At 62.8% G+C, this 11,746-nt stretch carries 17 protein-coding genes; 3 read left to right on the top strand and 14 right to left on the bottom strand.

From position 1 onward, the window contains the following. Positions 1 to 63 precede the first annotated feature (63 nt). From ABIB14_RS02945 to ABIB14_RS02935, 3 genes are all read left to right on the top strand, one after another. Positions 64 to 1,014 (top strand): carbohydrate ABC transporter permease, encoded by a 951-nt coding sequence (locus ABIB14_RS02945; RefSeq protein WP_354233944.1) that lies wholly within the window; start codon positions 64 to 66, stop codon positions 1,012 to 1,014. After that, positions 1,011 to 1,949 (top strand): carbohydrate ABC transporter permease, encoded by a 939-nt coding sequence (locus ABIB14_RS02940; protein ID WP_502909591.1) that lies wholly within the window; start codon positions 1,011 to 1,013, stop codon positions 1,947 to 1,949. The genes ABIB14_RS02945 and ABIB14_RS02940 overlap by 4 nt, the downstream gene beginning before the upstream one ends. 73 nt (positions 1,950 to 2,022) lie before the next feature. Next, positions 2,023 to 3,369, top strand: a complete 1,347-nt coding sequence (locus ABIB14_RS02935; RefSeq protein ID WP_354233942.1) for an ABC transporter substrate-binding protein — start codon at positions 2,023 to 2,025, stop codon at positions 3,367 to 3,369. A gap of 86 nt (positions 3,370 to 3,455) precedes the next feature. Here ABIB14_RS02935 and map read toward each other — a convergent pair whose 3' ends face one another. From map to rpmC, 14 genes are all read right to left on the bottom strand, one after another. After that, positions 3,456 to 4,283 (bottom strand): type I methionyl aminopeptidase, encoded by an 828-nt coding sequence (gene map / locus ABIB14_RS02930; RefSeq protein WP_354233940.1) that lies wholly within the window; start codon positions 4,281 to 4,283, stop codon positions 3,456 to 3,458. Between the two features lie 109 nt (positions 4,284 to 4,392). After that, the gene (locus ABIB14_RS02925) at positions 4,393 to 4,962 is read right to left on the bottom strand and encodes an adenylate kinase (RefSeq protein WP_354233938.1); all 570 of its coding nucleotides are present in this window, start codon (positions 4,960 to 4,962) and stop codon (positions 4,393 to 4,395) included. 5 nt (positions 4,963 to 4,967) lie between these two features. Beyond that, positions 4,968 to 6,278, bottom strand: a complete 1,311-nt coding sequence (secY, locus tag ABIB14_RS02920) for a preprotein translocase subunit SecY (protein WP_354233936.1) — start codon at positions 6,276 to 6,278, stop codon at positions 4,968 to 4,970. 183 nt (positions 6,279 to 6,461) lie between these two features. After that, entirely contained in the window at positions 6,462 to 6,956 is a 495-nt protein-coding gene (gene rplO, locus ABIB14_RS02915; RefSeq protein WP_354233934.1) for a 50S ribosomal protein L15, read from the bottom strand. Continuing rightward, the gene (gene rpmD, locus ABIB14_RS02910) at positions 6,957 to 7,163 is read right to left on the bottom strand and encodes a 50S ribosomal protein L30 (protein ID WP_056626615.1); all 207 of its coding nucleotides are present in this window, start codon (positions 7,161 to 7,163) and stop codon (positions 6,957 to 6,959) included. A 3-nt stretch (positions 7,164 to 7,166) separates the two neighbouring features. After that, complete coding sequence (rpsE, locus tag ABIB14_RS02905; RefSeq protein WP_354233931.1) at positions 7,167 to 7,853, bottom strand: 30S ribosomal protein S5; 687 nt, start codon at positions 7,851 to 7,853, stop codon at positions 7,167 to 7,169. A 26-nt stretch (positions 7,854 to 7,879) separates the two neighbouring features. Further along, entirely contained in the window at positions 7,880 to 8,263 is a 384-nt protein-coding gene (rplR, locus tag ABIB14_RS02900; protein WP_018773674.1) for a 50S ribosomal protein L18, read from the bottom strand. A gap of 2 nt (positions 8,264 to 8,265) precedes the next feature. After that, a complete protein-coding gene (gene rplF / locus ABIB14_RS02895) occupies positions 8,266 to 8,802 on the bottom strand; it encodes a 50S ribosomal protein L6 (protein ID WP_354233929.1) in 537 nt (178 codons plus the stop codon). A gap of 18 nt (positions 8,803 to 8,820) precedes the next feature. Then, a complete protein-coding gene (gene rpsH, locus ABIB14_RS02890; RefSeq protein ID WP_024366123.1) occupies positions 8,821 to 9,219 on the bottom strand; it encodes a 30S ribosomal protein S8 in 399 nt (132 codons plus the stop codon). A gap of 81 nt (positions 9,220 to 9,300) precedes the next feature. Further along, positions 9,301 to 9,882, bottom strand: a complete 582-nt coding sequence (rplE, locus tag ABIB14_RS02885; RefSeq protein WP_354233927.1) for a 50S ribosomal protein L5 — start codon at positions 9,880 to 9,882, stop codon at positions 9,301 to 9,303. Next, the gene (gene rplX, locus ABIB14_RS02880; protein ID WP_018773671.1) at positions 9,882 to 10,241 is read right to left on the bottom strand and encodes a 50S ribosomal protein L24; all 360 of its coding nucleotides are present in this window, start codon (positions 10,239 to 10,241) and stop codon (positions 9,882 to 9,884) included. The genes rplE and rplX overlap by 1 nt, the downstream gene beginning before the upstream one ends. A gap of 3 nt (positions 10,242 to 10,244) precedes the next feature. Continuing rightward, complete coding sequence (gene rplN / locus ABIB14_RS02875) at positions 10,245 to 10,613, bottom strand: 50S ribosomal protein L14 (RefSeq protein ID WP_003803789.1); 369 nt, start codon at positions 10,611 to 10,613, stop codon at positions 10,245 to 10,247. A 497-nt stretch (positions 10,614 to 11,110) separates the two neighbouring features. Continuing rightward, positions 11,111 to 11,419: a 30S ribosomal protein S17 gene (rpsQ, locus tag ABIB14_RS02870; RefSeq protein ID WP_354233924.1), complete on the bottom strand. Its 309-nt coding sequence runs from the start codon at positions 11,417 to 11,419 to the stop codon at positions 11,111 to 11,113. Beyond that, positions 11,416 to 11,745 (bottom strand): 50S ribosomal protein L29, encoded by a 330-nt coding sequence (gene rpmC, locus ABIB14_RS02865; RefSeq protein WP_354233922.1) that lies wholly within the window; start codon positions 11,743 to 11,745, stop codon positions 11,416 to 11,418. Before rpmC ends, rpsQ begins: the two co-directional genes overlap by 4 nt. Between the last annotated feature and the right edge of the window lies 1 nt (position 11,746).

Genomic DNA, 11,746 nt, shown 5'->3' with positions numbered 1-11,746 from the left:
AGTGTTGTTGATCCCCCCGCCCACCAGCCTGGCACCGCCAGGCCCGGATCCGTTAGAGACCCTATGACAAGACAATTATTGGACAGTCCTGCGGCTACCGCCGCGACCGTCACGCCGGACCAGCGCAGGGGACGCTGGTCGGTCCGGGCCCGCAGGGACTTCATCGTGTTCCTGGCCTTGGCCCTGCCAAACCTCGCGTTGATTGCGGTGTTCACCTACCTCCCGCTGATCAACAACATCTACTACTCGACCCTGGACTGGACCCTCGGCTCCGCCTCCGCCACAGTCGTCGGCTTCGACAACTACATCAACTTCTTCACCAGTGCCGACGCCCCCAAAGTACTGGGGACCACGGCCGTCTTCACGGTCATCACGGTCGGCGGTTCTATGGTCCTCGGGCTGCTGGTGGCCCTCGCCCTGAACTCCAAAGTCCGCGGCACCACCTTCGCCCGGACCGCAGTCTTCGCCCCCTACGTGCTCAGCGGGGTCGGCGTCGGGCTGGTGTGGCTGTTCATCTTCGACCCCGGCTACGGGGTGCTGTCCTGGCTGTTCCGCGGGATCGGCCAGCAAAGCCCGCAGTGGATCAACGACCCGCAACTGTCCCTGGTCATGGTGATCATCGTCTACGTCTGGAAGAACCTCGGCTACTGCGCCGTCGTCTACCTGGCGGGCCTCCAGTCGCTCCCCCAGGACGTCATGGAAGCGGCCTCGCTGGACGGCGCCAATGGTTTCCGCCGTTTAATCAGCATCTCGGTTCCGTTGCTTTCCCCCACTACTTTCTTCCTGCTGATCACCACCATGCTCAGTTCCCTGCAGGCGTTTGATCTGATCCGGATCATGACCCCGCTGGGCAACGGCACGTCCACCCTGATCTATGAGGCGTACCTGCAGGCCTTTGGCGCCTTCAACCGGGCCGGCTACTCCGCTTCCATCTCCGTGGTCCTCTTCGCGATCCTGCTGGTCATCACTGTGCTGCAGGTGCGGTTCGTCGAGCGAAAGGTGCACTACTCGTGAGCACATTCTCTCCGGTCAGCCCCGATCCCGCCGCCGGCGCCGGGTCCGCGGCCGGCCCCCTTTCGGGCCCCGACGTGCCGCCGCAGCGCCACCGGCCGTTGTCCCGCGCAAGCCTCGTCCAGACCATCGCCGGCGGCTATCTCCCGCTGATCCTCGCGACCCTGGTGGTGGTGCTTCCCCTGCTCTGGATGGTGCTGAGCTCCTTCAAGCAGCCCGGCGAAATCATCACGATGGACCTGAATATCCTGCCTGAGAGCGTGAACCTGGACAACTACCATGTGGCGATGACGACGGTGCCGTTTGGGCGGTTTTTTGTGAATAGCCTGATCGTCACCACGGTGGGCGCCACCGTGAAAGTGATCCTGGCGGTCCTGACGGCCTACGCCCTGGTTTTTGTCCGCTTCCCCTTCAAGAACGTCATCTTCATCCTCATCCTGGTCGCGCTGATGGTGCCACCGCAGGTCTCCATCCTGCCCAACTACATCCTGATCGCGGGGTTGGGCGGCAAGAACACCCTGTGGGGCATCATCGTGCCCGGGCTGGGCACCGCCTTCGGCACCTTCCTGCTGCGCCAGCACTTCATGACGCTGCCAGGCTCCATCCTGGAGGCCGCGGAGATCGACGGCGCAGGACACTGGCGGCGGCTGTGGCAGGTCGTCGTCCCGGTCTCCGGCCCCTCCATCGCGACCGTCGCGCTGGTCACCGTGGTGAGCGAATGGAATGACTACATCTGGCCGCTCATCATTACCGACCGGCCCGAAACCATGACCCTGCCGGTGGGACTGACCCTGCTGCAGAACTCGGAAGGCAACGGCTCCGGCTGGGGCATCCTGATGGCCGGCGCCGTGCTGGTCATCGTTCCCATCCTGCTGGTCTTCGCGGCCCTACAGCGCTACATCGTGGCCGGGCTCACCCAGGGCAGCGTCACCGGCTAAGGCGGATTCCGCCCCAGACACCCCACAGCACCTCAAGCATGACAACCAGTCACCACCCCCGAAAGGACCCACCATGGCGCTAAATCTTGACCGCCGACACTTCCTTGGCCTGGCCGGCGCCGGCGCAGGCGCGGCCGCACTGGCAGCCTGCGGCGGCCCGTCCACGGGAGCCGCCACCGCAACCTCCGGCGCGGCCGACATCGACTTCAGCGGGGTGAAGGCCGCCGCTTCCATCGACTTCTGGACCAACCACCCGGGCAAGTCCCAGGACGTGGAAAAAGCGATCATCGGGAAGTTTCAGGCGAAGTTCCCGGAGATCCAAGTCAATCTGGTGACAGCTGGCGCCAACTACGAGGAAATCGCGCAGAAGTTCCAGACCTCCCAGGCCGCGAAGTCGGACCTGCCGGGCCTTCTGGTGCTCTCCGATGTCTGGTGGTTCCGCTACTACACCAACGGCAACATCATCCCGCTCGACGGCTTGATCAAGCAGCTGGACATCAAGGTCGACGACTTCCAGAAGTCGCTCGTCGCGGACTACAGGTACGCGGACAAACAGTGGGCGCTCCCCTACGGCCGCTCCACCCCGCTGTTCTATTACAACAAGGACCACTTCAAAGCCGCAGGCCTGCCGGACCGCGCGCCGAAGACGTGGCAGGAATTCGGCGAATGGGCGCCGAAGCTCAAGGCCAGCTCGGACGCCCAGTACGCATACATCTACCCCGCACTTGCCGGGTATGCCGGCTGGACGCTGCAGAACAATCTGTGGGCCTGGGGCGGCAGCTGGTCCAACGGCTGGGACTTCAACTGTGACTCCACCGAGTCCGTGGCAGCCCTCCAGTGGGCCCAGGATTCGATCTTCAAGGACAAGTGGGCGGGGGTCTCGTCGAAGGAGGCCGCCGACGACTTCGCCGCCGGCATCACCTCCACCACGATCTCCTCCACCGGCTCGCTTCTGGGCGTACTGAAGTCCGCCAAGTTCAACGTCGGCGTCGGGTTCCTCCCGGGCGGGCCTAAGAACGAGAGCGGCGTCTGCCCCACCGGCGGCGCCGGGCTGGGTATCCCGAGCGGCGCCAGCAAGGAAGTCCAGCTCGCCGCTGCTACCTTCCTGAAGTTCATGACCGAGCCGGAGAACACCGCTGCGTTCTCCGCCGCCACCGGCTATATGCCGACCCGGGTGTCCGCCGACATGGGCTCGGTGCTTGCCAAGACGCCGCAGATCAAGACCGCCATGGACCAGCTCGCGGAGACCCGGGTCCAGGACAACGCCCGGGTATTCCTGCCCGGCGCTGACCAGGAGATGGCCAAGTCGGCCGCGAAGATCCTCACCCAGCAGGGTGATGTCAAGGCCACCATGAGCGAGCTCAGGGCCACCCTGGAGGGTATCTACACCAAGGACGTGAAGCCGAAGCTCAGGAGCTAGTCCCGCCGGCCGCGTGGCCCGCAGCTGTTGTCGTTTTGAGCCCTCACGACGACAACAATTGCGGGCCGCTTGGGTTTAAGGGCGTCTCAGGGAATCGGGACCGGTACGACGCCCAGCGGAGCAAGCTTAGCGGCTCCCCCGTCGGGCGCGGAGAGCACCCAGATACCGTTCTCGTGGACGGCCACGGAGTGCTCCCACTGGCAGGACCGCTTGCCGTCGGTGGTGACAACCGTCCAGTCGTCCTCGAGGACGGCGGTGTCGATGCTGCCGCGAACCAGCATCGGTTCGATGGCCAGGCACAGCCCGGGCCGGACCTTGGGTCCGCGGTGGCTCGTGCGGTAGTTCAGCACATCCGGGGCCATGTGCATCTCCGATCCGATCCCGTGGCCCACGTAGTCCTCCAGGATGCCCAGCGGCTTGCCCGGCACGGACGAGACGTAATCATCCACGGCGGCCCCGACGTCGCCGACGAACTTGCCGGTCGCGAGCGCCGCAATCCCATGCCACATGGCGGCCTCGGTGACGTCGGAGAGCCGCTGGTCCTCGGGATCGGCCGTGCCCACGATCACTGTCCGGGCCGAGTCGGAGTGCCAGCCTTCCACGATCGCGCCGCCGTCGACCGAGATGATGTCCCCGTCCCGCAGGACGCGGTCGCCCGGGATGCCGTGTACCACTTCCTCGTTGACAGAGGTGCAGATAGTCGCCGGGAAGCCGTGGTAGCCAAGGAAGTTGGACTTGGCTCCTGCGTCCTGTAGCACGCCAGCAAACACGGCGTCGAGGTCGCGGGTGCTCACCCCGGGGACAGCCGCTGCTACGGCGGCGTCGAGGGCGCGGCTGAGGACCAGCCCGGCCTCATGCATGGTTCGCATCTGGGCGTTGGTCTTGTATTCGATGCGGGTCTGGCCGAATGCCATCCTCAGCGTCCTTTCGGTGGGGCCGCGCCGCCCCGCGTGGGGTGTGCGGACAAATGCCTGAGGCTCCTCCCGGCGCTGCGGGAGGAGCCTCGATGGATACGGGACCGGCTCAGGCGGACTGCGCCGCTTTGATGGCCTGCATGACGCGGTCGGTGACCTCGTCTATGCCGCCGATGCCGTCAACCCGGGTGAGGATGCCGCGCTCGGCATACTTCGCCACCACAGCCTCCGTCTGGCCGTGGTAGAGGTCCAGACGGTGGCGGATGACGGCCTCGTTGTCATCGCTGCGCCCGGTATCCCTGGCGCGGCCCAACAGGCGCGTGACGAGTTCCTCGTCGTCGGCCGTGAGCTGCAGGACGACGTCGAGCTTCTGCTCGCCGTCGGTCAGGATCGCGTCCAGGTAGTCCACCTGGGCGGTGGTCCGCGGGTAGCCGTCGAGCAGGAAGCCCGGCTCGACGTCGGCCTCGGTGAGGCGGTCACGGACCATCTTGTTGGTCACGCTGTCCGGGACGAAGTCTCCGGCGTCCATGAACGTCTTGGCTTCGACGCCCAGCGGGGTCTCACCCTTGACATTGGCGCGGAAGATGTCGCCGGTGGAGATCGCCACGACACCGAGGCGCTCCGAAATACGCTCCGCCTGCGTCCCCTTGCCCGAACCGGGAGGTCCGATAATCAACATTCTCGTCATCGCAAAAGCCCTTCGTAGTGACGCTGCTGTAGTTGCGCGTCAATCTGCTTGACGGTCTCCAAACCGACGCCCACCATGATCAGGATCGAGGTGCCGCCGAACGGGAAGTTCTGGTTGGCGTTGATCAGGACCAAGGCAATCAACGGGATCAGGGCCACGAGACCCAAATAGATCGCGCCGGGCAAAGTGATCCTGGAAAGCACATACTGCAGGTAATCTGCGGTCGGCTTACCGGCACGGATACCCGGAATGAAGCCGCCGTACTTCTTCATGTTGTCAGAAACTTCCTCAGGGTTGAAAGTAATCGCGACATAGAAGTACGTGAAGAAGACAATCATGGAGAAGTAGAGAGCCATGTAGATGGGGTGGTCACCGCGGGTCAGGTTGTTGTTAATCCACTCGACCCACGGCGCCAAGGACTCGCCCGGCTTGGGCCGGTTGAACTGCGAAATCAACCCCGGCAGGTACAGCATCGAGGACGCGAAGATGACGGGAACGACGCCGGCCATGTTCACCTTGATGGGGATGTAGGTGCTGGTGCCGCCCACGGTCCGGCGGCCGATCATACGCTTGGCGTACTGCACCGGGATGCGGCGCTGGGACTGTTCAACGAAAACGACCAGTGCCACGGTCAGCAGACCGATGACCAGCACCATGAAGAACGTGCCCGGCCCCTGGGCCTTCCAGATCGCGCCCAGCGAGGTCGGGAAGCCGGCCGCAATGGACGTGAAGATGAGCAGCGACATGCCGTTGCCGACGCCCTTTTCCGTCACGAGCTCGCCCATCCACATGATCAGGCCGGTACCGGCCGTCAGGGTGATGATGAGGAGGATCGTGGTGATGATGCTTGTATCCGGAATGATCGGCAGCTGGCAGTTTGGCAGCAGCTGGCCGGAACGTGCCAGCGACACCAGCGTCGTGGCGTTAAGCAGGCCGAGGGCGATCGTCAGGTAACGCGTGTACTGCGTCAACTTGGACTGGCCCGTGGCGCCCTCTTCGTAGAGTTGCTGGAACCGCGGAATGACCACGCGGAGCAGCTGAACGATGATGCTGGACGTGATGTACGGCATGATCCCGAGCGCGAAGATTGAGACCTGCAGCAACGCGCCGCCGCTGAACAGGTTGACGAGCTGGTAGATCCCGCCCGAGGTCTGACCGTTCTGCAAGCATTGCTGGACATTCTGGTAGCTCACACCAGGCGAGGGGATGAAAGCACCCAAGCGGAAGATTGTGATGATTGCCAGCGTGAACAACAACTTGCGTCGCAGATCAGGCGTGCGAAAGGCCCGGCCGAATGCGCTAAGCAAGCGTCCTCCTGAGGAATAAGTAAAGTCGTGTGAGACAGGTCAAATGAACCCAACAACCGAGTCTAACGGGTGGATGCGCCAGCCGAACAATCGGATGGGCCCGGAAATGAAAAAACTCCCGGCACCAGGGCCGGAGCCCCGGTGCCGGGAGTTTCAACAACGGGCGAATGTCCCGCCGCCTCCTTAGAGGGCGGTGGTGCTTCCGCCGGCTGCGGCAATCTTTTCTGCGGCGCTGGCCGAGAATGCGTGGACGGAGACGTCAACCTTGACGGTGATGTCGCCGGTGCCAAGCACCTTGACGGGCTGGTTCTTGCGAACCGCACCCTTTTCGACCAGGTTCTCCACGGTGACTGCGCCACCTTCCGGGAACAGCTCGTTGAGCTTGTCCAGGTTTACAACCTGGAACTCAACCCGGAACGGGTTCTTGAAGCCGCGCAGCTTCGGCAGGCGCATGTGCAGCGGCAGCTGGCCGCCGGCAAAGCCAGCCTTGATCTGGTAGCGGGCCTTCGTACCCTTGGTACCGCGGCCAGCGGTCTTACCCTTGGAACCTTCACCACGACCAACGCGGGTCTTGGCGGTCTTGGCACCCGGGGCGGGACGCAGGTGGTGAACCTTCAGTGCGTTCTGCTTCTCAGCAGCGGCGCCCTGTGCCTTCTCGGCGGTGTTCTTCTCTGCCATTTACTTCGCCTCCTCTACCTTTACCAGGTGCGGAACCGTGTTGAGCATTCCAACGGTCACGGCATCGGCGGTGCGGACAACGGTGTGTCCGATCCGCTTCAGGCCGAGGGACCGCAGGGTGTCGCGCTGGTTCTGCTTGCCGCCAATGGCGGACTTGATCTGAGTGATCTCCAACTGGGCGTCGGAGGGAATCAGGTTTTTAGCCACGACTCAGACACCTGCCTTCTGGTTCATGATCGCCTTCACCATTGCCGGCGGAGCGATCTCGTCGAGCGGGAGGCCGCGGCGTGCTGCCACTGCTGCCGGCTCTTCGAGGCGCTTCAGCGCATCAACGGTCGCGTGAACGATGTTGATGGCGTTGGAGGAACCCAGCGACTTGGAGAGGATGTCGTGGATGCCCACGCACTCCAGTACTGCACGGACCGGACCGCCGGCGATAACACCGGTACCGGCGGACGCCGGACGCAGCATGACAACGCCTGCGGCGGCTTCACCCTGAACGCGGTGCGGGATGGTGCTGCCGATGCGGGGAACGCGGAAGAAGGACTTCTTGGCCTCTTCAACGCCCTTTGCGATGGCGGCGGGAACTTCCTTGGCCTTGCCGTAGCCGACGCCGACCATGCCGTTGCCGTCACCGACGACGACGAGGGCGGTGAAGCTGAAGCGACGACCACCCTTGACGACCTTGGAAACGCGGTTGATGGTAACGACGCGCTCTACGAACTGGCTTTTCTCGGCTTCGCGGCCGCCGTCGCGGCCACCACGGCCACCACGGTCGCCACGGCCCTGGCCCTGGCCGCGGTCGCCACGCTCGCCACGACGCGCGCCACCACGGCGGTCGTCAGTGGTAGCAGGCGCAGCGGTCTCAGTTGCCGGAGCAGCTACAGCTTCAGTCACCTGGATGTCCTTTTCGTTATTTTCGGTCACAGTGCCAGCCCACCTTCACGTGCGCCGTCAGCGACGGCGGCGATCCGGCCGTGGTACTTGTTACCACCGCGGTCGAAGACAACAGCTTCGATACCGGCAGCCTTGGCACGCTCGGCGACGAGCTCGCCAACGCGCTTGGCCTTGGCGGTCTTGTCACCGTCGAATGCACGAAGGTCGGCTTCCAAAGTGGATGCGCTCGCAACGGTCAGGCCCTTGGTGTCATCGACAACCTGGACAAATACGTGGCGGGCGGAACGGTTGACGACCAGACGCGGTCGTACGGCCGTACCGGAGATGCGCTTGCGGATACGAAGCTGGCGGCGGCTGCGCTGGGCAGACTTGCTCTTGTTCGTACGCTTCTTGTTAATTGCGATGGCCATGGTTACTTACCAGCCTTTCCGACCTTGCGGCGGATGACTTCGCCGGCGTAGCGGATGCCCTTGCCCTTATAGGGGTCCGGCTTCCGCAGCTTGCGAATGTTGGCAGCAACCTCGCCGACCTGCTGCTTGGAAATACCTGAAACAGAGAGCTTGGTCGGGGTCTCAACTGCAAAGGTGATGCCGTTCGGAGCCGAGACGTTGACCGGGTGGCTGTAGCCCAGAGCGAACTCCAGGTCAGAACCCTTGGCCTGGACGCGGTAACCGGTACCGACGATCTCAAGCTTCTTCTCGTAGCCTGCGGTAACACCCTGGATCATGTTGGCGATCAGGGTGCGGGTCAGGCCGTGCAGCGAACGGGAGGCGCGCTCGTCGTTCGGGCGGGCGACAGTCAGGGTGCCTTCATCCAGGGTGACCTCGATCGGGCTGGCCACAGTGTGGCTCAGCTCGCCCTTGGAACCCTTGACGCTGACGACAGAGCCGTCAACCTTGACCTCAACGCCTGCAGGAACGGTGATGGGGAGACGTCCAATACGTGACATTATTCTCTTCCTTTCCCGTTACCAGACGTAAGCGAGGACTTCGCCGCCCACGCCCTTCTTGCCGGCCTGCTTGTCAGTCAAGAGGCCGGAAGAGGTGGACAGGATTGCGACACCCAGGCCACCGAGCACGTGCGGCAGGTTGGTGGACTTTGCGTAAACGCGCAGTCCCGGCTTGGAAATACGACGAACACCAGCGATGGAACGCTCGCGGTTCGGACCGAATTTGAGCTCGAGGGTCAGCTTCTTGCCAACCTCCGCGTCTTCTTCCTTCCAGGAGGCGATGTAGCCTTCTGCCTTCAGGATGTCAGCAACGCGTGCCTTGAGCTTGCTGTAAGGCATAGACACGGATTCGTGGTATGCCGAGTTTGCATTGCGCAGACGCGTAAGCATATCTGCGACAGGATCTGTCATAGTCATGTGGGCTCTTGCCCTTCCTCATAACGGTTTCCGCTGCCGTGGTGTTCAACACCCGGCAGCCGGACCTTTTACGTAGCTAGATTAATCTTCGGTCTTGAACGGGAAGCCAAGCGCCTTAAGGAACGCGCGGCCTTCGTCGTCGGTCTTGGCAGTGGTCACGACGGTGATGTCCATGCCGCGAACGCGGTCAATGGCATCCTGATCGATCTCGTGGAACATAACCTGCTCGGTCAGACCGAAGGTGTAGTTGCCGTTGCCGTCGAACTGCTTGCCGCTGAGGCCCCGGAAGTCGCGGATACGCGGCAGTGCCAGCGTGACCAGACGGTCCAGGAATTCCCACATGCGGTCGCCACGCAGAGTTGCGTGCGCACCGATCGGCATGCCTTCGCGCAGCTTGAACTGTGCGATCGACTTGCGGGCCTTGGTCACCTGCGGCTTCTGGCCGGTGATCAGGGTCAGATCGCGGACAGCGCCGTCGATCAGTTTGGAGTCCTTGGCGGCATCTCCAACACCCATGTTCACAACGACCTTCACCAGACGGGGAACCTGGTTCACGTTCTCGTACTTGAATTCCTCAACGAGCGAGCTCTTGATGGAATCCGCGTACTTGGTCTTCAGACGAGGAACGATCTTGCTTGCCGGAGTCTCGAGAGTCTCAGTCATTAGATGTCCTTCCCTGAGCTCTTGGCCACGCGGACGCGCACTTCACGCTTAACGCCATCGCGCTCAACGGTCTCGGTGCGGAAACCGACGCGGGTGGGCTTCTTGGTGGAGGGGTCAACCAGGGCCACGTTGGAGATGTGGATTGAAGCCTCAACGACCTCGATGCCACCGGTCTTGGTGCCGCGCTGCGACTGACCGACCTTGGTGTGCTTGGTTACGCGGTTAATGCCTTCGACCAACACGCGGTTGGTCTCCGGGTAGACGCGCAGAACCTTGCCCTGTTTGCCCTTGTCGCCGCCGCGCTCAGCCTTGGCGCCAGTGATGACCTGAACGAGGTCACCCTTTTTGATCTTAGCCATGGACTAGAGCACCTCCGGAGCCAGAGAAACGATCTTCATGAACTTCTTGTCGCGAAGTTCACGACCAACCGGTCCGAAGATACGGGTACCGCGGGGGTCACCGTCGTTCTTCAGGATCACAGCTGCGTTCTCGTCAAACTTGATGTAGGAACCATCCGCACGGCGGCGTTCCTTCTTGGTACGGACGATGACCGCCTTGACGACGTCGCCCTTCTTTACGTTGCCGCCCGGAATTGCGTCCTTGACGGTAGCGACGATCACGTCGCCAATGCCTGCGTAGCGACGGCCAGAGCCACCGAGAACGCGAATGGTAAGGATTTCCTTAGCACCCGTGTTGTCGGCAACCTTGAGTCGCGACTCCTGCTGAATCACTATTTACTCCTTGCGTCGCGCCGGTTCTCAGACCGAAAATCTTCCTACGGAATGAGCCTTGCGGAACGGTTGATCGGGGTGTCTCTTGACCTGCCTGGATTTTGCCAGACCAGGCCTAAACGCCCGTGCCAAAAACAGTTGCTTCCCTAGCGCGCGGGGCGCGAGGGGGCACTATGCCGTGGCACGATGGTTTACGAGGTTGACGATGACGCACGAACGGCGCCATACAAACTCAAAATCCTAGCATGTTTTCGCCAGATTCCCATATCACAGACATGCTCGCTCCGCACAGGCCAAGCAGGGGCGGCGGCGTGACCCGCGGCGGGCGCTCATCCCGCCGGCGAGCCACTCCCCCGAAACTCGCCGGACCACGGTCAAAAAAGGGACAGCGTCCAGACGGGACACCGTAGTCACCCAGCCCTGAAACGGCGAAACCCCCGCTCCCAGAAGGGAACGGGGGTTTCGCACAGATCCCCTTGCGCGGGGACCTGCAGGTGCTACTTGGCCTTCTCGAGGATCTCCACCAGGCGCCACCGCTTGGTAGCGGACAGCGGGCGGGTCTCGGCGAGGAGAACGAGGTCGCCGATGCCGGCGGAGTTCTCTTCGTCGTGAGCCTTGATCTTCGTGTTGCGGCGGATGACCTTGCCGTAGAGGGCGTGCTTCACGCGGTCTTCGACCTGGACCACGATGGTCTTTTCCATCTTGTCCGAGACGACGTAGCCGCGCTTAGTCTTACGGTCACCGCGCTCGTCAGCCTTGGCTGCGCCGGAAACAGTTTCCGTCACGTTCTCGTCCTTTTCACTCACTTGGCATCCTCCTCGGTTTCAACCGTTTCAGCCTTGTCGGCCTTCTTGGTTGCAGCCTTCTTGGACTTCTTTTCTTCCTTGGCTTCCACAACCGGCGCGGCAACCTCGGCACGAATGCCCAGCTCGCGCTCACGGAGGACGGTGTAGATGCGTGCGATGTCCTTCTTTACCGCGCGCAGACGACCGTGGCTCTCCAGCTGGCCGGTGGCGGACTGGAAACGCAGGTTGAACAGCTCTTCCTTGGACTTGCGGAGTTCTTCAACGAGACGCTCGTTGTCGAAACCGTCCAGCTGTGCGGGTGCGAGATCCTTCGACCCTACTGCCATT

It is taken from the genome of Arthrobacter sp. UYEF3 (assembly GCF_040546245.1).
Lineage (GTDB): Bacteria > Actinomycetota > Actinomycetes > Actinomycetales > Micrococcaceae > Arthrobacter.
Note: the sequence above shows the minus strand (reverse complement) of the source record. Positions and strands in the feature narration are given on the sequence as shown.